Genomic DNA, 20,368 nt, shown 5'->3' on the forward strand with positions numbered 1-20,368 from the left:
TCAGCTGCCGAAACCCGCGTCAGACGCTGACGTCCGACATCTGCCGGGCTAACGTCTACCCATGTCCGACTCCGGCGCCGGTGATTTCGAATTCGAGCGGAAGTTCTTCGTCCGGGAAATGCCTGCCGTGGCAGCGTCGGATCCGTCGCCCGTACTGATCGTGCAGGCCTATCTATTCGCCGCCGACGGATACGCAGTCCGTGTTCGCGTCCAGGGCACCGCTCCAGGCGAATGGGACACCGAGCCCGGCCGGCTCCTGGAACTCCTGGGCGACGAGTCGATCGGCACGATGACGGCCAAAGGCCCCGCCGTCGGAGGTACCCGCTACGAGGCCGAGCGTGATCTCGACCCGTTGGTCGCGGCGCAGATCGTGCGACGGGCCGATCACGTGGTCGCCAAGATCCGGTATGCGATGTGGCTGGGCGAGGACGGCTGGATCATCGACCGGTTTCTCGGCGGCAACGCCCCTCTGGTGCTCGCCGAAGTCGAACGGGGCGGACCGGTGGTCGATCTCGCGATCCCCGCATTCTGTGCGACCGAGGTGTCCGAGGACGACCGATTCCGCAATGAGTTCTTGGCACATCAACCGTTCGGCACATGGGCCGAGTCCTACCGGGCCGAACTCGACCGGCTCGGCCCCACTTTCGTCGACACCCTCGGCCAAAACCAGTTCGAGGGCAGCTGACGACGCCGCGCGCCGGGATTCTGCTTGCTAGGTTCTGATCGACCGATACGAACGGAAGGGTCCGGGCATGTCTGGCATCTTGGGTCCCGTGCTGACGGAGCTTCTTCCGTTGGCACTGGTGGTCGCACTCTCGCCGTTGTCGATCATCCCCGCGGTGCTCGTGCTGCATTCGCCGCAGCCGCGGCCCACCGGCCTGGCATTCCTGGCGGGCTGGCTCGTCGGCCTGGCAGCGCTCACGGCCATCTTCGTCGAAGTCTCAAACCTGTTCGGCGCGCTCGACGAACCACCGACGTGGGCGTCGTGGCTGCGCATCGTGGTCGGTGCCGCGTTGATCGTGTTCGGGATCTACCAATGGCTGAACCGTGCGAAGTCCGAGCACAGCCCGAAGTGGATGCAGAGCTTGAGCAAGCTGACTCCCCCACGGGCTGCCGCCGCGGGCACGGTATTGACCGTGGTCAACCCGAAAGTGTTGTTCATCTGTGTCGCAGCGGGTTTGGCGATCGGGTCAGCCGGTCTCGGCCAGCCCGGCGTATGGGCAGCCGGCCTCTATTTCGTCGTGTTCGCGGGATCCACGGTGGCGCTGCCCATCCTGGCCTACGCGGTGTCGGGCGAGCGCCTGGACCCCGCACTGGCCAGGCTCAAGGATTGGATGGAGCGCAATCACGCCACTCTTGTCGCCGTGATCCTCGTCGTGATCGGCCTTCTGGTGCTGTACAAGGGGATTCACGCGCTGTAGGCGATCGACGAGTGTGCGCCTGCGGCAGCGAGTGTGCGCACAGAGCGGCCAAACTGCCACTTCCACGCCCTGGATGCACACTCGGCGATGAGGCGGCCTACAACGCGGGCAGCCCCAACTCTTCGGCGTCTGCCGTCAGATAGCGCGTGACCGTCGGCGCGATCAAGCGCATCACCTCGTCACCGGTCAGCGTCGCCAGCGGCGGTACCGCCATCACATAACGCAGCAACGCGGTGCCGACAAGGCTCGAGGCCGCCAACATCGCGCGCAGCCGGGCCTGTTCACCGCCGCCGAGCACGCCCGACACCGCCGTGAGGACGTAGTCCTGTATGAACGACCGGAACGCGTCGTGGGCATCGGAGTTCGAGGTGGCCGACTGCAGCATCGCGCGCATGCTGGCCGCGGTCTCGGGTGATTCCCAGATGTGGAGATAGCGGCGGACCATTCGCGTGCCCACATCGTCGGCGGGGCCTTCCAAAGCCTCGACCAACAGGACCGGATCCAGGATCAACTGCAGCGATTCCCGAAACAGATCGGCTTTCGACCCGAACAGGTACAGCACCATCGAGGGGTCGACGTGGGCGTCCGCCGCGATCGCGCGCAGCGTCGTCTTCTCGTAGCCATCCGTGGCGAACCGTTCCTTGGCAGCGGCCAGCACGGCGTCCCTCGACACGGGTTCACCCTGTCTGCGCCCGCGCTTCCTCGCTGTTTGCGCTGGTGGAGCCATACTCCGACAGTATCATTTCAATGATCGTTGAAATATGGCGCATACGGCGCTACGCTCAGCACATTCGTAATTCAACATCGGATGAAAAGGCGACGAGCATGGCCACGAACACGCTCCCCACCCACCACGCCGCACCCGTACACGAGCCGCCTGCCGCACTGCGGGCCACCGGCATCATCGCCGTGCTGACGGTTGCGATCGCGCTTGTCGCGATCGCGTTCGCACTACCCGCCGCGCGTTCCAAGCCCAACGACGTTCCCATCGGCGCGGCCGGACCACAGGCCGCGAGCAGCCAGGTCGCACAACGCCTCGAGCAGCAGGCACCCGGCGCGTTCGCGGTGACTTATTACCCCGGCGAGGCGGCCCTGCGCGAGGCGATACTCAACCGAAACGTCTACGGCGGCATAGCCTTCACGCCGGGCGGTCCGGTTCTGCTCACCGCGACCGGCGCAAGCCCGGCCGTCGCCCAACTCCTCAATCAAGTCGGGTCGGGTATCGCTGCCCATTCCGGAGTGACGCTGCGGACAGAAGACCTGGCCCCGCCCGCGAAGGACGATCCGCGGGGCGCCGGGATCGCCGCGTCGGCACTGCCGATCACCCTCGCCGGCATCCTCCCGGCGGTCGCGCTGGTCATCGCCCTTCGGCGTGAGGTATGGACTCGCCTGACCGCAGGCATCGTGTTCTCCGGCGTCGCCGGCATCACCATCGCCGCACTGCTCTACTACGTCCTCGGATCCATCGAGACCAACTTCTGGGGTGTGGCCGCCGGTCTGACTCTCGGCGTGGCCGCGGCGGGCCTGTTCATGCTGGGCCTCGGGTCGCTGTTCGGCAAGGCCGGGCTGGCCGTGGGTGCGCTGTTGGCACTGCTGCTGGGCAACCCGTTGTCGGGCCTGACGTCCGCGCCGGAGATGCTGCCGAGCGGCTGGGGCGCGCTCGGCCAGCTGTTACCCCAGGGAGCCAACGCCACGCTGCTGCGGTCGACGGCATACTTCGCCGGCGCCGGTGCGACGACCGCGGTCATCGTGCTGACGTGCTGGGCCCTCGCCGGAGCATCGATGGTGGTCATCGCGGCTCTGCGGCAGCAGCGGCGCGGGCACGCATAAAATTCAGCGGCGTGGGACTCGATGACCGTGACGCGCTGCAGGTACTGCGCGATGCGGTCGACCCGGAAAACGGGTCCGACACCCTGATCCGCGACTTCTATACCCATTGGTTCGCCACCGACCTCTCGGCCCGTGATCTGTTCCCGCCGGACATGGACATCCAGCGCAAAGTGTTCGCCAGCGCGCTGGCCTGGCTGTTCGGCGAGCTGATCGCCCAGCGGGCCGAGGAGCCGGTGGCGTTCCTGGCTCAGCTGGGCCGGGATCATCGCAAGTACGGCGTACTGCAGAGTCACTACGACACGATGCAGGACGCGCTCTACACCACGCTGCACAAACATCTGACCGCCGCCTGGAGCGACCGGCTGGCCGAGGCGGCTCGAGACGCGGTCGCCCTGGCGATCGGGGTGATGCGCGGAGCGGCCGACGCCGAGCAATCACCGGCTTACTGTGACGGAACCGTCGTCGAACACCATCGCGTCACGCGCGACGTATCGGTCATCCGGCTGCAACTCGATCAACCGCTCTTCTATCACCCGGGCCAGTACGTCACCGTTCAGGTGCCGCAGTGGCCACGCCGCTGGCGTTACCTGAGCCCCGCCATCCCCGCCGACCGGTCGGGCGCCATCGAGTTCCACGTCCGGTCGGTCACCGGCGGAATGGTCAGCACCGCGATCGTCGGGGAAACCTGTCCCGGTGACCGCTGGCGAATGTCCAGTCCCCACGGCGCGATGCAGGTCGATCGCAACGGCGAAGACGTGCTGATGGTTGCGGGCAGCACGGGGCTGGCCCCGCTGCGCACGCTGATCATGGACATGACATTGCAGGGCGTGAATCCACGCGTGCATTTGTTCTTCGGCGGGCGATATCCATGCGACCTCTACGACCTCAAAACGCTGTGGCAGATCGCCTCGACCAATCCCTGGTTGTCGGTGACGCCGGTGTCGGAGTACAGCAGCGATCCGCCGTGGGCGCGGGACTATCCCGACGTCCAGCCGCCCCGCGGGCTGCACGTCCGCCAGACCGGCAAATTGCCAGAAGTGGTGACCCGATACGGCAACTGGGGTGATCGCCAGATCCTCATCTGCGGTGGGCCCCACATGGTCGAGGCCACGAAGGCAGCGCTCATCGCCAGGGGCGCACCGCCCGAGCGGATCCAGCACGACCCGCTCACACACTGACGACGCGGCGCCGTGACAGACTTGCGCAATGGCTGACTACCAACCCGTCACCTTGCAGGATCCGTCGTCGTCGCTGTCGGCGACGTATGTGCCAACCGCCGGCATGATCTGCACGTCCCTTGCCGACGACGGTGTGGAGTTTCTCGGTCAGCGCCGCGGATTGCGGGCCTACATCACCAACGGCAAGACGATGGGCATCCCGATCCTCTATCCGTGGGCAAATCGGTTGGGCGCCAACGAGTACAACGTCAGCGGCACCGTGGTGAGCTTGACGCCCGGTGTCGCAGGCGTCCGCGCGGACGAGCACGGCTCACCGATCCACGGTGTGCTCGCCGCCAGCCCGGATTGGGTGGTGACCGAGCAATCCGAAAACACGTTGATCGCGTCATTCGACTGGGGCGGCACGCGAGAAGTACTGACGACGTTCCCGTTTCCGCACACGCTGTCCATGACGGTGACACTGGCCGATCGCACCCTGACGGTCGATACCACCGTGATCGCGTCCACCGCGGCCTCGGTGCCGTTGTGCTTCGGATATCACCCGTACTTCCAGTTGCCGGGCATCCCCCGCGGCGAGTGGCAGCTGGAGACGCCGAGAATGCGACACCTGGCGGTGGACAGCCGCGGCATCCCGACCGGTGAAACCTCGGAATGGGCCGGGGGCACAGAGCGATTGGGCACCACCGAGCTCGATCACGGGTTCGATCAGGTGAACAACGGCGCGCGATTCGCGCTGTCCGGCGGCGGTCGCCGCGTCGAGGTCACGTTCGACGAAGGCTACGGCGCGGCACAGCTCTTCGCGCCGGGCAGTGACGACGTTCTGTGCATCGAGCCGATGGCCGCACCCACCGACGCGCTGTGTCGGGGCAATTACCCGATGGCGGTCCCCGGCACACCGGAGACCGCCACCTTCTCGATCAAGGTCACGTAGCGACTGACCCGCTACTGCGAATGGCGCCGCCGAGCGGCGGGCTGCCACAGGACGACCGCCTTCGACGACACCGACACATCGCGGTGTTGGTTGGCGGCGGTGAGCTGCTCGACCTGCTGAGTCAGCTCTGACACCCGGGCCCGCAACGCGTCGACCTGATTGGTCAGTTCGATGATGCGCTTGATGCCGGCCAGGTTGACGCCCTCGTCTTGCGACAGCCGCTGCACCTCACGCAGCAGATCGACGTCACGCTCCGAATAACGCCGCCCGCCACCGGAACTGCGCTGCGGGCTGACCAGGCCGAGTCGGTCGTAGGTGCGCAGGGTCTGCGCATGCATACCGGCCAGCTCGGCGGCCACCGAGATCAGAAACGTCCGGGCTTCCTCTTTGCGCTTACTCACAGGTTGCCTGCCCATCCAGCACGCGGGTCAAAACCGCTGGCCCGCTCGGCTTTTGCGTAGGCCTCCAACGCCTCGGCCGCTTCGCCTTCCAGGTTCGGCGGCACAGCGACCTTCACGGTAACCAGCAGGTCCCCATGGCCTCCCGATCGCTTGGGCACACCACGTCCGCGCACCCGCAGGATGCGGCCGTCGGACGTGCCCTTGGGCACCCGCACACCGACCTTGCCGTCCAGTGTCGGCACGGAAAGCGTTGTTCCGAGCGCCAATTCGTGGAAGCTGACCGGAACCGCGACCGTGAGATCGTCACCGTCGCGTCCGAACACCTTGTCCGGCCGCACATGTACGGTCACGTACAGGTCACCGGACGGCGCGCCGCGCAGACCGGCCTCGCCCTGACCGGCCAGGCGAATCCGCTGACCATCCTCGACGCCGGGGGGAATCCGCACGTTGATGGTGCGGGTGCGGGTCGTGACGCCGGTGCCTTGGCACTCCGCGCAGGGATGCTCGATGATCGAGCCGCTACCCCGGCATTCGGTACAAGGCTCGGAGAACCCGAACGCCCCCTGATTGCGGTTGATCACACCGGAGCCGTTGCAGTTCGGGCATACCTTCGGGCTGGTACCCGGCCGTGCACCGCTGCCATGGCAGTTGGTGCACGGGGCCGGGCTTGTCAGCCGCAGTGGCATGGCCACACCCTTGGTGGCCTCCAGGAACGACAGTTCGGTTTCGGTTTCCAGGTCGTTGCCGCGGCGCGGCCGGCTGGGCCGGGCTTGCGCACCGCGACCGAACAACCCACCGAACAGATCGCCGATGTTCGCGCCGCCGGCCTGACCGGCGGCGTCGAACAGATCTCCGAGGTTGAATTCGCCTCCGTCGGAACCGAATCCACCACCACCGAAGTTCCCACCGGTGTTGAATCGGCGACCGAAGCCGCCTCCGGCGAACAGCCGCCGGGTTTCGTCATACTCCTTGCGCTTCGCGGGGTCCGACAGAACACTGTTCGCCTCGGACACCGCCTTGAACCGCTCAGCGGCTCCAGGGTCGGAGTTCCGGTCGGGGTGCAGTTCGGAGGCCAGTTTCCGGTAGGCCTTCTTGATCTCGTCGGCGCTGGCGTCAGAGGAGACGCCGAGTTCTTTGTAGAAATCCTTTTCGACCCACTCGCGTTGGGCCATGCTGCGCCACCTCCTTACCTCATCTCTCTAGTTGGTCTGCCTAATTGTCTGATTCTGCGGCCTGTGCGCCGGCGGCGTCACGGTTATCCGCGCCTTCGGCGTCCGGCACGGTGTCCACCACGCCGACGAGGGCGTGCCTGACCACCTGGTCGCCGACTCGATATCCACGGCGCATGACGGTCCCGACAATGGGATGGGTCCCCTCGCCCTCGTGCTGCACGGCCTCGTGCAACGACGGGTCGAACTCGTCACCCTCTTCGCCGAACCCGGAAAGACCGAGCCCTTCAAGGGCATTGACAAGCTTGTCGGCCACCGACTTGAGCGGACCCGATTCCAGGTCACCATGGCTGCGGGCCCGGTCCAGGTCGTCGAGGACACCCAGCAACTGGGTGACGACGGTGGCCTTGGTGCGGTCCGCGGTGAGCTGCTGATCGCGCAGCGCCCGCTTGCGGTAATTGTCGTATTCGGCCTTGACGCGTTGCAGTGTGGCCTTCAGCTCGGCGACCTCGTCGCTATCGCCTGCCGATTCCGCGGCGCCGGCCGCGGCCGGGGCCGGCCCACCAGGGGCCGACTCCGGCTCACGCACCTCGCCGGTTTCGGGATCGATGCGCCGTTTGTCGGTGATGGTCACCGGCTCGTGCGAATCGTCTTGACTCACTTGTTCTCCCGGTCATCGTCAACAACCTCGGCGTCAACCACGTCGTCGTCCGAGCTGGCGGATCCACCTGCGCCACCGGCACCACCGGTAGCCTGCTCGGCCTGCGTGGCCTCGTAGATCGCCTGGCCAAGGGCCTGGCTCTCGACGCCCAGCTTCTCCATCGCGGACTTGATCGCGGAGATGTCGCTGCCTTCGAGCGCCTTCTTGGCGTCGGAGATCGCGGCATCCACCTTGGTCAGCGTGTCCTCGGGAACCTTCGACCCACCTTCGGCCTCACGCTGCTCCTTGACGAACTTCTCCGTCTGGTAGACCAACGACTCGGCCTGGTTGCGGACGTCGGCCTCTTCGCGACGCTTGCGGTCCTCCTCGGCGTGCGCCTCGGCGTCCTTGATCATCCGGTCGATCTCTTCCTTGGACAGGCCGGAGCCTTCCTGGATCTTGATCGTGTTTTCCTTGCCGGTGCCCTTGTCCTTCGCGGTCACGTGCACGATGCCGTTGGCGTCGATGTCGAAGGTGACCTCGATCTGCGGCACGCCACGCGGGGCCGGCGGGATGCCGGTCAGCTCGAAGCTGCCGAGCAGCTTGTTGTGCGAGGCGATCTCGCGCTCACCCTGGAACACCTGGATCTGCACCGACGGCTGGTTGTCGTCGGCGGTGGTGAAGGTCTCCGACCGCTTGGTGGGGATCGTGGTGTTGCGCTCGATGAGCTTGGTCATCACGCCGCCCTTGGTTTCGATACCGAGCGACAGCGGGGTGACGTCAAGCAGCAGAACGTCTTTCACCTCACCCTTGAGCACACCGGCCTGCAGGGCCGCGCCGACGGCAACCACTTCGTCCGGGTTGACGCCCTTGTTGGGCTCCTTGCCGCCGGTCAGTTCCTTGACCAGATCGGTGACGGCGGGCATACGGGTGGAACCACCCACGAGCACCACATGGTCGATCTCCGACACCGAGATGCCGGCGTCCTTGATCACCGACTGGAATGGCTGACGGGTGCGGTCCAGCAGGTCCTGAGTGATCTTCTGGAACTCGGCCCGGGTCAGCTGCTCGTCGAGGAACAGCGGGTTCTTGTCCGCGTCGACCGTGATGTAGGGCAGGTTGATCGACGTGCTCTGTGAGCTCGACAGTTCGATCTTGGCCTTCTCCGCGGCTTCACGCAGCCGCTGCATGGCCATCTTGTCCTTGGTCAGGTCGATGCCCGACGTGCCCTTGAACTTGTCGACGAGCCATTCGACGATCCGGTCGTCCCAGTCGTCGCCACCGAGGTGGTTGTCACCGGACGTGGCGCGGACCTCGACGACGCCGTCGCCGATCTCCAGCAGCGAGACGTCGAAGGTGCCGCCACCGAGGTCGAACACCAGGATGGTCTGTTCCTTCTCGCCCTTGTCCAGGCCATACGCCAGGGCGGCCGCGGTCGGTTCGTTGACGATGCGCAGCACGTTGAGGCCGGCGATCTGGCCGGCTTCCTTGGTGGCCTGGCGCTGGGCGTCGTTGAAGTAGGCGGGCACGGTGATGACCGCGTCGGTGATGTCCTCACCGAGGTAGGCCTCAGCGTCACGCTTGAGCTTCATCAACACGCGCGCGCTGATCTCCTGCGCGGTGTACTTCTTGCCGTCGATCTCCACGGACCAGTCGCTGCCCATGTGCCGCTTGACCGAACGGATGGTCCGGTCGACGTTGGTCACAGCCTGGTTCTTGGCGGGCTGGCCGACCAGCACCTCACCGTTGCGCGCGAACGCGACGACCGATGGGGTGGTCCGGGAGCCCTCGGAGTTCGCGACGACGACGGGGTCGCCGCCTTCCAGAACCGCCACGACGGAGTTGGTGGTCCCGAGGTCGATACCGACCGCACGAGCCATGGTTTTGCCTCCTGATAGACATATAGGGGTCTGAGCGGACTGCGCTCAAGCCTGCTCCTGCCAACCGTCGGTTGTCAACCCAGACTTGAGTCGATGTCACTCAAGTTGTTGTCGATCTGCTCAACGGGTGCCGCTCACGTTTTGTTCCCGCGTGCCCACATTGCGTATTCACGCGATATCTACCGACGAGACTCGGCATCCCGCACGCACCCAGGCCAGGTTCGGGCTTCCCCTTGTGGCGCACTGTGACGAACGTGCAGGCTTTTGTGCCAGAAAGCCAAGAACGCCCCGACAAGTCGCACGCTCGTCACAGGGATCGGCACACCACATCAACCCCAAGGCGGCTACTGCCTGGCGTGACTCAACGGGACGTCTTCGGCATGCAGATCGATCTTCGATGTCTCGGGCGCGACGAAGACACAGACGATCGTGATCAGCAGCATCGCCACGGCGTAAATCGACACGACTATCGACGTGCCGAACCGGTCGAGCAGGGCAACCGAGATGATCGGTGCCAGGGCGCCGCCGAGAATGCCTGCGAGCTGGTAGCCCATCGAAGCACCCGTATAGCGCACCTTGGTGGGAAACATCTCGGCGATGAACGACGCCTGCGGCCCGTACAACGACGCGTGCAGGATGAGTGCGACGATGACTGCAAGCACAATCAATCCGAATTGGCCGGTATCGAGCAAGGCGAAGAACGCGAAAACCCATACCGCGGCGCCGATCGCACCGATCAGCATCACGGGCCGTCGGCCGAATCGGTCGGACAGATGACCGAAGAACGGGATCGCGACCACCTGCAGAGCCGCGGCGATGAGTACGGCATTGAGTGCGTACTGCTCGGGCAATTCAAGATAGGTGGCGACGTACGTCGTGACGAACAGCACGAACGTGTAGAAGGCCACATCGACTCCCACGCGCGCGCCGATGGCCAGCAGGATGTGCTTCGGGTAGCGGCGCAGCACTTCGACGATGGGGGCGCTCGACTTGGCGCCGGTTTCTTCGACCTCGGTGAACAACGGGCTCTCCGAGATGGTCAACCGGATCCACAAGCCGACGACCACGAGCAGTCCGCTGAGCAGGAACGGCACGCGCCAACCCCATGACAAGAAGGCGTCGTCCGAGGTGAGCGCGCCCATCAGCGACAGCACACCGTTGGCGAGCAGAAGGCCGATCGGCACACCGACCTGCGGCCAGCTGGCATTGAGTCCTCGCCGCCTGCGGTCTCCGGACTCCAGTGTCATCAGTACCGCGCCGCCCCACTCGCCGCCGAGACCGAGGCCCTGCAGGAAGCGCAGGAGCACCAACAAGATGGGCGCCCAGACTCCGATGGTTGCGTGCGTCGGCAGCAATCCGACCAGCATCGTCGCGATGCCCATCAGCAACAGGGTCGCCACCAGGACGTTCTTGCGCCCGATCTTGTCCCCGTAGTGCCCGAAGACGACGCCCCCGAGCGGCCGGGCGACGAACCCGACGGCATACGTCGCGAAGGCCAGCAGCGTGCCGACCAACGGATCGAAACTCGGGAAGAACAGTTTGTTGAAAACCAGGGCGGCGGCCGTTCCGTAGATGAAGAAGTCGTACCACTCCAGCGACGTGCCGATCAGGCTCGCGACGATGACCTTGCGAATCGACGAGTGCCGGCCGGCGGGCTGGCTATTGGACAACTCGGACATCGATCGCGACCTCCTGGTGGGGCATGCGTACCCAGCCGAACAGGAGCTGAACCACGAGCGCGGTCAACATCCGCACGTATCCCCCGCCCGCAGCGACGGCTCGAGGTCGTCAGCACAATCGGGTGCTCATACGTTGTCAGGCGGTACGGGAAGGTCCGGGCAGGGTTGAACGTAGCCGATGTCGGGTGACACCCAATCGTTCCACTGTTTGCGGCTGATGTTGGCCGTCAGTTTGGCGCACAGGTCGGCAGGTGTCGCAGCACCCGGCCACAACCGCACAGTGTGGTCCAGGTTTCCGGATGCGATGCGCGAACCGTCCGGGCTGAACGCCACGCTTTTCACCTCGATGGTGCTCGCGGTGAGCGGATCGCCCACCGGCTGACCGGAGTTGACGTCCCATACTTGCACCGTCTGATCGGCACTGCCCGACACGATCCGGGTGCCGTCCGGGCTGAATGCCACACTCGTCACCCGGCCGGTGTGTCCGGTGAGCGGGCCGCTTGCTGGCTCACCCGAATCCGCATCCCACACCCGCAGCGTCTGATCGGCACTGCCCGACACAATCCGCGTACCGTCCGGGCTGAACGCCACACCCTCCACGCCGTCGGTATGGCCCGCAAACGGATCACCCACCGGCTCACCCGAATCCGCATCCCACACCCGCAGCGTCTGATCGGCACTGCCCGACACAATCCGCGTACCGTCCGGGCTGAACGCCACACCCTCCACATCGTCGGTATGGCCCGCAAACGGATCACCCACCGGCTCACCCGAATCCGCATCCCACACCCGCACGGTGTCGTCGGCACCGCCGGACACGATCCGCGTGCCGTCCGGGCTGAACGCCACGCTCAGCACCCGACGGCCCGCGAGCATATCGCCCACCTGTTGACCGGTGGCGGCGTCCCACACCCGCAGCGTGCCGTCGTTTCCGCCCGATACGACACGTGTGCCGTCCGGGCTGAACGCCACACTTTCCACCCAGCCGGTGTGCCCAGTAAGGGGATCGCCCAACGGCTCGCCGGTGTTGGCGTCCCACAGCCGAAGTGTCTTGTCGTAGCTTCCCGACACGACCCGCGTACCGTCCGGGCTGAACGCCACGCTCTCCACCGTGTCGGTATGGACCGGACGAGCGTCATCGGCATTCCACACGCGTACCGTCGCGTCGACGCTTCCCGACACGACCTTCGTGTCATCTGAGCTGAACGACACATGCTCCACCCAGCCTGCGTGACCGGTGAACGGATCACCCACCGAATCGGCAGAATTCACGTTCCACAAGCGGACTGTCCCATCGCGGCCACCCGATGCGATGCGCGCGCCGTCCGCGCTGAACGCCACACTTTCCACCCAGTCGGTGTGCCCGGTGAGCGGCGCACCCACCGGCTGGCCGGTACCTGCGTCCCACACCCGCACCGTCTGGTCCGCACCGCCCGACGCAACCCGCATGCCGTCCGGGCTCAAAGCCACACTTTCGACATCACCGGTGTGCCCGGCGAGCGGCCCGCCGATGGGCAGCCCGGTGTGCGCGTCCCACACCCGCACCGTCTGGTCAGTGCTACCCGTCGCGATGCGCCCGCCGTCGTGGCTGAATGCCACACTCGTCACTGCGCTCGCGTGGCCGACGAAAGGACCACCCACCGGCTGACCGGTGTGCGCGTCCCATACCCGCGCCGTCTGGTCAGTACTACCCGTCACGACCCGCGCGCCATCGGGGCTGAACGCCATACTCCACACCGCGCTCGCGTGGCCCACGAGCGGAGAACCAAGCGGCTCACCGGTATTCGCGTCCCACACCTGCGCCGTCCGGTCGCCTGCCGCGGTCACGATCCGGGCACCGTCCGGGCTGAACGCCGCCCGCAACACCCCAGTCGTGTCGAGCCTCGCGAGAGGCTCTTCACCGGGTGTGCCGTCCCACACTTCCACAGGCCCCTCGGGGGTCACGGTGGCCAGCCGCCGGCCATCGGGCGCCACGCCGATCACCGCTGCCGAAGCTTGTATCACCTTGTCTAGGTTGCGATTCCTGACGACAGCGCTGTAGAGCGCGTCGTATGCGGGCTCCGCCGCGACCGCGTTGGCGGCCAGCAGACGTTGGAACCCCGATACGTCCCCGCCGGGACGGGCACCGGCAAATGCCGCCTGCGACTCGGAGACAAGTCGAGCGCTGGTGGCCTCCAAGAATCGGCTCTGCGCTCTCGCGCGGGAATCCCGGGCCTGCACGAACGCGACCATCGCCACGACGGCCACCACCACCGCGAACGCCGCGATGACCGCCGTGACAACCGCGCGTTTGCGTAGCGCTGCGTTGTGGGCCTCTGCGGTGGCGTGTCGTTCGTGCGCATTTCGCAGCTCGGCCTGACGGTACTCCTCCTCGGCACGAATCCGTTCGTTCTCGGCTTTGCGCGACTCACCGAGATACTCGCGAACCGGGTTGAGACGTTGTGCGAAAGACTCCATGGACAGCAAGCTTTCAGCGTCGGCGAGGCGGCTGCCCGTGAGGAGCCATGCCGGGTTCCGCTGATTGGCCCGCCACGAGCCTGCGGCGCGTTCGAGGTCGTCAGCCACTTTGAGGTTATGACGCTCGTCGCGCAGCCAGCCGGCCAGTTCGTCCCATTGCCGCAACAGGCTTTCCAACGCGACCTCGACCACCACGTGCCCGTCGCGGTGGTCTTTGACCATGAGGCGTTTGGCAACGAGGGCATCGATCAACGGACGGCTCTGTTCGGGCAGGTCGTCCCATTTCGCCACGCGCCGCATCGGCTGATCGTTGTCGGGATTGACGGTCGCGAGCCATGGTATGAATGCCGCACGCAGACAGTCGAGTTGCCGTCGGCGTTCATCGGGGTCAGGAGACAGGACCTCTTCGATCTCCGTCTGCACCACTCGGTGCATGCCGCCCATCGATTCGTACTGCTGGGTGGTCAGCTCGCCGGTGGACCCGTAGTCGGCGTAGAGCCGGGCCAGGGTCAATGACAACATCGGCAACGTGTCGGCGCCCTCGGACGCGTCGACCAACAATCGCTGCACCAGATCAGGCTCGATGTCGAGGCGTTGTTCGCCTTGGGTCGCCCGTAGAGCCGGGCCGGTGATGACCTCCTTGAATTGGTTCGGCGGCATCGGTTTGAGACTGTCATAGACGCGGGTCTCGATGCCTGCCAACGCTGGGTGGGTCTGCATCGCTTCGTAACGATCAGTACGGATGGTCGCCGCCGTTATCAAGCCCAGGGCGCTGTCATTCTGTTTGCCCGACAGCGCGTTGATCAGAGCCAGCAACTGCGCTCCTTGCAGTCCGGCGTCTGCCGAGAACAACTCCTCGGCCTGATCCAGCGGCAGTATCAACGTTGGCGGGTCGGACTTTTCGTTGTCCGGGTCGGTTACCGGCAACCGGTCGGCCGCGGCGTGCTGAATCTCGGTCAGAAGTTCGCCTACGCGATCGGCATCGCTCAGGCATGCCGCCTTGATCTCGCCGAGGCTCGGCTGCATCAGGCCGAGCTTTTCTCTGGTACTGCGAATGGCCGCGGCCAAGCCGGTGTCACCGGTGAGCGCATTTCGCCCCGGGCGCACCGTCCCCAACAACACGAAGCGGCGATCTTCGCGGGCGAGCCTGGGGAGCAGACCGGCGCGGAGAAACGAGGACTTGCCCGCGCCTGACGGGCCCAGCACCACGAAAAGCGATCTGACGCCGGTCAATCGCATCCCGCGGATCTCGTCGAGCGCCCGCACGATCGCAGCGTCACGACCGAAAAACACTGCGGCATCGACTTGCTCAAACGGTTCCCACCCCCGGTAGGGTGCGCGGCCCGGATCGCCTGGCGGTGGCCAGACAAAGGACATCGCGCTGATGCCGGCCCCACGTATCGCGTCGCGCAATCGATACAGACCCGCGGTGGAGAACTCCACGGGCGGGCCGTCGTCCAGGTGAATTTTCGTTGTCGGGCCGCCGAACAGATCGCAACGTTGCCATTCTGACGTGAGGTCGTCGCCGGCCGAGGGTTCCAGCCGCGCGCACAGGATCTGTTTGTTCAGGCTCTCGGCGACGCGGTACTCCACCCTGCATTCGTGTGACGCCTCCCAACTGCTGGACAACAGGCAGATGACCGCCTCACATCGGGCAGTTGCCCGCTGTAGGGCGTCCTTCCACCGCTGCCCGGGCTGCAACCCGACCTCTGGATCGACGTCCAGGAAGATCTCGTTGGCCAGGGCGGGCTCCTGATTGACGAGCCATTGCTTCAACGCCAGCGTCTGACGTAGATCGACACTCGAATGGCTCAGGAAAATGCGCGACACAGCCCCCACTCTCTGTGCGTACCAGCCCACTTCGAGCCGAGGCTCATCGGCGAAAGGGCTGGGATACCACGGACCTCGGCTATGTTAATGTCTCGGCGGCCTCTGAGTCGGCCTCGGTGCACGCCTGAAGGGGGGCGCGAGTGCCCGTCAAAGTTTCGCCGCTTCGGACAGCGCTCATGGTTTCGTCAGCGCTGGTCGTGGTGCTGGTCGCCGCACTCGCGGTGCGGGCACACAGTCCCTCTGTCGCGACGAAGGTGCCCGGCTGGCCTGACTGGTTCGGCAGACCCGGTTCGGCGATATCCGTCCTGTTCGTCACAGCGGCGATGGTTATCGTGTGCGTGCTGTTCCTACGCGCTCAGCAGGTGCGACGCACCGGGGCGCCGGTCGCGATCGTTGCCGGACTCGCAGTGGTGAGCGTGGTTCTCGGCATGGCGTCCTATTGGCGCTGCCACGACGAACGCGAAAACCCGTTCTTCTTCACCGCGTTGATGTGGACGGCGTCGCTGATCAAGGGCAACATCGGTGATCCGTCCGTCGGTGGCGCACGTTGCCCGGACCCGGCACCCGTCGCACTGGACGTCGCACGGCTGACGGCCCTCGGCGTGCTGTTCATCACCGTTTTGGGCGTGGTGGCCGCGCTGTTCCGCGACCGGCTCGACCGGCTGCGGATCGTGCTTGCCCGATCGGTGACCGTGGTGGTCGGCATCGACGACGACGCTTCGTCGATGGTGCGGGCGCTCACCAGCGACAAGCGCGGTTTCGGCACGGTGGTGATCGTCACCGAGAATCCCGACCGCCCCTGTGTGCAGGAGCCACGCAGCAAAGGCGCACGAGTTGTCACGGTGGCCTTCGACCTCCCGGAGAGCTGGACGTCGATGTCGATGTGGCGCAAGGTGAACCGGCTCTACCTGCTTTCACCGGACGCGTCGATGAATCTCATGCGCCTCGAGCTGATCAAGCGCCGTGTCGATCTCGCGGGACCGTCCGGCGACCGGCGTGGCCGCCATGTCCCGCTGATCGTCCGCATCGACGATCCCTGGCAGGCCGAGGCGTGGCGCGCCCAACAGATGGGTACCGACGACAGCTGGGCTCCTGATGCGGTCGGCAAGTACGAGGTGACGGCGGGTCGACTGCTCGACCGAATCATCGAGAAAGACAAGGTCTCCCGCGTCGTCGTCTGCGGGACGTCACAGTTGACACTCGCGTTGTGCGCGGACATGGCGCAGCGACGTCTCGAGTACGACTACTACCCGGGTGAAGCCGTGCCCCCGGCACTCACCCTCGTGGGCGAGAATGCGGAGGAATACAAACACGACCACGACTACCACCGCAAGCAACTCGGTCTGCAACCCGAAAGCCTTGTTGTGGAGGCCATCTCACAAGCACCGACTGTTCCGGTGCTGAAATCGATTCTCACGGACCACCGTGGTGCGGTGCATACGACGACGGCGGTCATACTGGTCGACAGCGACCCCATCGGTGGCTCGTCGATCGATTCCTCGACCGGCACGCGGCTGGCCGCCCAGCTTCCCACCGTTCCCATCTACGCCTGGGACCCGAAGTCCCATGACTGGGGAGCAGGTGGCCACTCCACCGCGGACCAGACGGGAGACGACGAACCTTTCCTGGTGGGCCGGCTGCGCACATTCGGGTTGTCGATGGACTTGCCGACAGGCCAGGCGCAAGATGCGTGGGAGCGTGCGGCACGCCTCATCCACAGCCGCTACGCCGCGACGGTGTCCACACCCAGCCCTGCGACGGTTCCGTGGCACGAGCTTGACCCGTTTTACCAGGGCTCGAACCGTCGCCTGGTGCTCAACGCACTGTGGATCGTCAGGACTCACGGCGGGCACACCTGGGACACCTGGGGTAGCGCTACGGAGTCCGCTACGCCTTCCGGATTCGCTGACATGGCGCCGATGAAACAGCTTGGGGCGCTGGGGTTCACCGAGCAAGCGGCGATGGCGATGGCCGAGAAAGAGCACACCAGCTGGTGCGATTACTACTTCAAGGCCGGTTGGCGGCCAGGAGAAGTTCGCGATGACAACCGCAAGATTCATCCTCGATTGATGCCGTGGGACGATACGAGAGCCAAAGACGCCGTCCATGAGGCAACCTTGCGAAGCTTGGCGAACACGCTTGTCGCACTTCGTCAACTCGGTTACCGGTCACGGCCGGAGTGGCAGCGGTTCGACCGCACCGGGACGGTCACGGCCAGACAGCGTGACGAGCCGTGGACGTGGATCTCGCATACCGGCGACACCATGTATGCCGAAGCGGGCGATTGGGAGGTATCCGACGACAACGGTACGACGTGGTCGGTGAACAATGAACGATTCGCCGCCACCTACGCACGCGTCGGCGAGAACGGTGAATGGCGACGAACCGGAAATGTCCTGGCCCGTTTGGCGGTCGACGGCGAGATCATCGAGACGCTCGAGGGGCCCGAGCGCGCCAAGTCCGGTGACTGGGTCGTGAAGGGCGAGCGTGGCGAGCAGTGGCCCGTGCCACCGGACGATTTCGCGAAGAACTACCGCGGCCCGATTACCACGGCGGACAGCCACCGCAGGCCGAAGTCGCCGTCCTAGGAGGGGTTTCCGGACGGCATGAGACGTTGCAGGACATCGGTCAGGGTGACCAACGCGTCACTCTCACCGTTGCGGCGAACCACCGCCAGGTGGCTTCGGTTGTCTCGCATCGTCTGAAGCGCCGAGTACACCGGCGTCGTGGCGTCGAGTACCAGCACCGGCCGCATGAGGTCACGCGCAGTGGCTGTCGGTGCGGCATCCACGGTGTCGCGCACATGCACGACCCCGTCCACACCGCCGCTTCCGACGAGTAGGCGTAAGTGCCCGGTGCGTCGGGATTCGCGTTGGATGTCCTCGGGAGTCGCGTCGGCGGCGACGCCGCTCGGCCGAACCTCGAGGTGCACCATGTCGCCGACCGTCAGCGCCTCCAACTCGAGGGCGCCGATGAGGTGGCCGTGGTAGCGCTCGTCGAGCGTGCCCACGGTGGCCGAATGTTCGACCAGATGCCGCAGCGCATCGGGGTCCTGCCCACTGTTGACCTGATCGACCGGCTGCACGCCGACCTTGCGCAGGCACCAGTTGGCCAAGCGGTTCAGGGCCACGATGAGCGGGCGGACCAACCACATGAATGCGCGCATCGGGATGGCGAGCATCGTCGCCGACTTCTCTGGGTGCGCGATCGCCCACGACTTCGGCGCCATCTCACCGACCACCAGGTGCAGGAAGGTCACGATGATGAGCGCGAGCACGAACCCGACGATGTCGGCCAACCAAACCGGTGCGCCCCATCCCTCGAAAAGCGGTGTGAGCCAATGATGCACGGCCGGTTTGGTCACCGCGCCCAGCGCGAGGGTGCACACCGTGATACCGAGCTGCGATCCGGCCAGCAGAACCGACAGCTCCGAGGCCGAACGCAGGGCGGCGCGAGCGGATCGGCTCTGCGGCGCGGCATCTTCCAGACGATGTCTGCGGGCAGCGATGAGGGCGAACTCCACGGCGACGAAGAAGGCGCTTGCGCCGATCAGCACCACGGTTACGAGAAGCACGGTCAACGGGTTGCTCATCGGGCCGCCTCCTCGGTATCGATGGGGCGAAGAGATACGAAAACCGTTGCGGGGACGCGCTTGTCGACCGACCTGACCTCGGCGTGCAGCATCTGCGCGGTCGGTTCGTCGGTCATCGCCAAAGCCGCCGGGTCGAGTGCGAGCTCGATATCGACGCCGTCGCCGACCGCCGGCAGACCGCCGAACGCGGCGATGACCAGCCCGGCGAGGGTTTCATAGTCACCTTCTGGCAGGTCGTGGCCGATCATGCGTCCCACTTCGTCGAGCGGCACATCGCCGCGGACCAGCCAGCCGTCGTCGAGGCGGACCATCTCCTCGGCTTCGGAATCGTGTTCGTCGGCGATCTCGCCCACCAATTCCTCTGCCATGTCCTCGATCGTCAGCACTCCCGCGAAGCTGCCGTACTCGTCGATCACGAGCGCCATCTCCTCGCCGGCCTCGGTGAGTTTTGCGAGGGCATCCGGAAGCGGGAGCGTGGTCGGGACGATAACCGCTGCGCGGCACAACGACCCGGCGGAGCCGACGGTGTCGGCAGCGAGAACGTCGTGCAGGTGCACCACTCCGACGAGGTCATCGGCGGAGTCACCGACCACCGGGTAACGGGTGTGGCCGGTTGCCATCTTCGCCAGCACCTGCGCGGCGGAATCGTTCGCCCCGACCACGTCGACGCGACTGCGCGGGATCATGGCGTGCTCGGTGCTGCGGGTGGGGAACTCGAGTATCCGATCGAGCAGCGTCGACAGATCTTGCGGCAGTTCGCCTGCTTCTCTCGACTCGGCGACGATGTGCTCGAGGTCGCGAGGGGTGGCCGAATGCTCGACGTCGTGAACCGGTTCGATGCGCAACGCACGCAACAGCGCATTCGACGACGCGTCGAAAAGCTTGATCAGCCAACCGAACACCGACAGGTAGATCGTGGTGGACAGCGCGAGACGGGTAGCGACCGGCTCGGGCCGGGCAATGGCGAGGTTCTTCGGGAACAGTTCGCCGAAGACCATCTGCACCACGGTCGAGAACACCACCGCCAGCACCGTGCCGATCGCGATACCCACGGCGGTGGGTATGCCCACACCGCCGAGCAGTTCGCCGAGCCCCTCGCCGATCAGCGGTTCGGCGACGTATCCGACGAGCAGGCCGGTCACGGTGATCCCGAGCTGGGCGCCCGAGAGCATGAACGACGTGCGGCGCGTGACCGCCAAGGCCCGGCCTGCCGCGGAATCACCGGCCGCGGCGCGCGCTTTGAGGCGGGAGCGATCGACCGCCATGAACGCGAACTCCTGCGCGACGAAATACCCGGTCGCAGCCGTGATCAGCAGCACCACTGCGAAGCCGAGAGCGATGCCGAGAACGGTCAGCATGA

At 65.8% G+C, this 20,368-nt stretch carries 15 protein-coding genes; 6 read left to right on the forward strand and 9 right to left on the reverse strand.

Annotated features, from left to right (window positions below; translation table 11 throughout):
- The first annotated feature begins 61 nt into the window (after positions 1-61).
- Together ACRCUN_RS02190 and ACRCUN_RS02195 are read left to right on the forward strand one after the other, a co-directional pair.
- Positions 62-685 carry a CYTH domain-containing protein gene (locus tag ACRCUN_RS02190; RefSeq protein WP_462140006.1) on the forward strand — a complete coding sequence of 208 codons (624 nt, stop codon included), beginning with the start codon at positions 62-64 and terminating at the stop codon, positions 683-685.
- A 67-nt stretch (positions 686-752) separates the two neighbouring features.
- The gene (locus ACRCUN_RS02195; protein ID WP_462140007.1) at positions 753-1,421 is read left to right on the forward strand and encodes a GAP family protein; all 669 of its coding nucleotides are present in this window, start codon (positions 753-755) and stop codon (positions 1,419-1,421) included.
- Positions 1,422-1,518: 97 nt separating this feature from the next.
- On the opposite strand, the gene ACRCUN_RS02200 is transcribed toward ACRCUN_RS02195, so the two are convergent.
- Entirely contained in the window at positions 1,519-2,148 is a 630-nt protein-coding gene (locus tag ACRCUN_RS02200; protein WP_462140008.1) for a TetR/AcrR family transcriptional regulator, read from the reverse strand.
- A 98-nt stretch (positions 2,149-2,246) separates the two neighbouring features.
- On the opposite strand from ACRCUN_RS02200, the gene ACRCUN_RS02205 reads away from it, so the two are divergent.
- The 3 genes from ACRCUN_RS02205 to ACRCUN_RS02215 are packed head-to-tail and all read left to right on the forward strand — an operon-like array spanning position 2,247 to position 5,360.
- Positions 2,247-3,251, forward strand: coding sequence for an ABC transporter permease (locus ACRCUN_RS02205; protein WP_462140009.1), 1,005 nt, complete (start codon positions 2,247-2,249; stop codon positions 3,249-3,251).
- A gap of 11 nt (positions 3,252-3,262) precedes the next feature.
- Positions 3,263-4,429, forward strand: coding sequence for an FAD-binding oxidoreductase (locus tag ACRCUN_RS02210; protein ID WP_462140010.1), 1,167 nt, complete (start codon positions 3,263-3,265; stop codon positions 4,427-4,429).
- A 28-nt stretch (positions 4,430-4,457) separates the two neighbouring features.
- The gene (locus ACRCUN_RS02215) at positions 4,458-5,360 is read left to right on the forward strand and encodes an aldose 1-epimerase (protein WP_462140011.1); all 903 of its coding nucleotides are present in this window, start codon (positions 4,458-4,460) and stop codon (positions 5,358-5,360) included.
- A gap of 11 nt (positions 5,361-5,371) precedes the next feature.
- Here ACRCUN_RS02215 and ACRCUN_RS02220 read toward each other — a convergent pair whose 3' ends face one another.
- The 6 genes from ACRCUN_RS02220 to ACRCUN_RS02245 form a co-directional block, all read right to left on the reverse strand.
- On the reverse strand, positions 5,372-5,776 hold the full coding sequence (locus tag ACRCUN_RS02220) for a heat shock protein transcriptional repressor HspR (RefSeq protein WP_462140012.1): 405 nt from the start codon (positions 5,774-5,776) through the stop codon (positions 5,372-5,374).
- Positions 5,758-6,933 carry a molecular chaperone DnaJ gene (gene dnaJ / locus ACRCUN_RS02225; protein ID WP_462140013.1) on the reverse strand — a complete coding sequence of 392 codons (1,176 nt, stop codon included), beginning with the start codon at positions 6,931-6,933 and terminating at the stop codon, positions 5,758-5,760. Before dnaJ ends, ACRCUN_RS02220 begins: the two co-directional genes overlap by 19 nt.
- A 40-nt stretch (positions 6,934-6,973) precedes the next feature.
- Positions 6,974-7,591, reverse strand: a complete 618-nt coding sequence (gene grpE, locus ACRCUN_RS02230) for a nucleotide exchange factor GrpE (protein ID WP_462140014.1) — start codon at positions 7,589-7,591, stop codon at positions 6,974-6,976.
- Positions 7,588-9,450, reverse strand: a complete 1,863-nt coding sequence (gene dnaK / locus ACRCUN_RS02235; RefSeq protein WP_462140015.1) for a molecular chaperone DnaK — start codon at positions 9,448-9,450, stop codon at positions 7,588-7,590. Before dnaK ends, grpE begins: the two co-directional genes overlap by 4 nt.
- A 344-nt stretch (positions 9,451-9,794) precedes the next feature.
- Positions 9,795-11,129 (reverse strand): MFS transporter, encoded by a 1,335-nt coding sequence (locus tag ACRCUN_RS02240; RefSeq protein ID WP_462140016.1) that lies wholly within the window; start codon positions 11,127-11,129, stop codon positions 9,795-9,797.
- 126 nt (positions 11,130-11,255) lie between these two features.
- Positions 11,256-15,416 (reverse strand): nSTAND1 domain-containing NTPase, encoded by a 4,161-nt coding sequence (locus ACRCUN_RS02245; RefSeq protein WP_462140017.1) that lies wholly within the window; start codon positions 15,414-15,416, stop codon positions 11,256-11,258.
- A gap of 140 nt (positions 15,417-15,556) precedes the next feature.
- Between ACRCUN_RS02245 and ACRCUN_RS02250 the strand changes: the two genes are divergently transcribed.
- A complete protein-coding gene (locus ACRCUN_RS02250) occupies positions 15,557-18,004 on the forward strand; it encodes a RyR domain-containing protein (RefSeq protein ID WP_462140018.1) in 2,448 nt (815 codons plus the stop codon).
- Here ACRCUN_RS02250 and ACRCUN_RS02255 read toward each other — a convergent pair.
- Both ACRCUN_RS02255 and ACRCUN_RS02260 read right to left on the reverse strand, forming a co-directional pair.
- Positions 18,001-19,008, reverse strand: coding sequence for a CNNM domain-containing protein (locus tag ACRCUN_RS02255; RefSeq protein WP_462140019.1), 1,008 nt, complete (start codon positions 19,006-19,008; stop codon positions 18,001-18,003). The genes ACRCUN_RS02250 and ACRCUN_RS02255 overlap by 4 nt on opposite strands.
- On the reverse strand, positions 19,005-20,366 hold the full coding sequence (locus ACRCUN_RS02260) for a hemolysin family protein (RefSeq protein WP_462140020.1): 1,362 nt from the start codon (positions 20,364-20,366) through the stop codon (positions 19,005-19,007). The genes ACRCUN_RS02255 and ACRCUN_RS02260 overlap by 4 nt, the downstream gene beginning before the upstream one ends.
- Between the last annotated feature and the right edge of the window lie 2 nt (positions 20,367-20,368).

This window comes from Mycobacterium venezuelense (assembly GCF_054919535.1).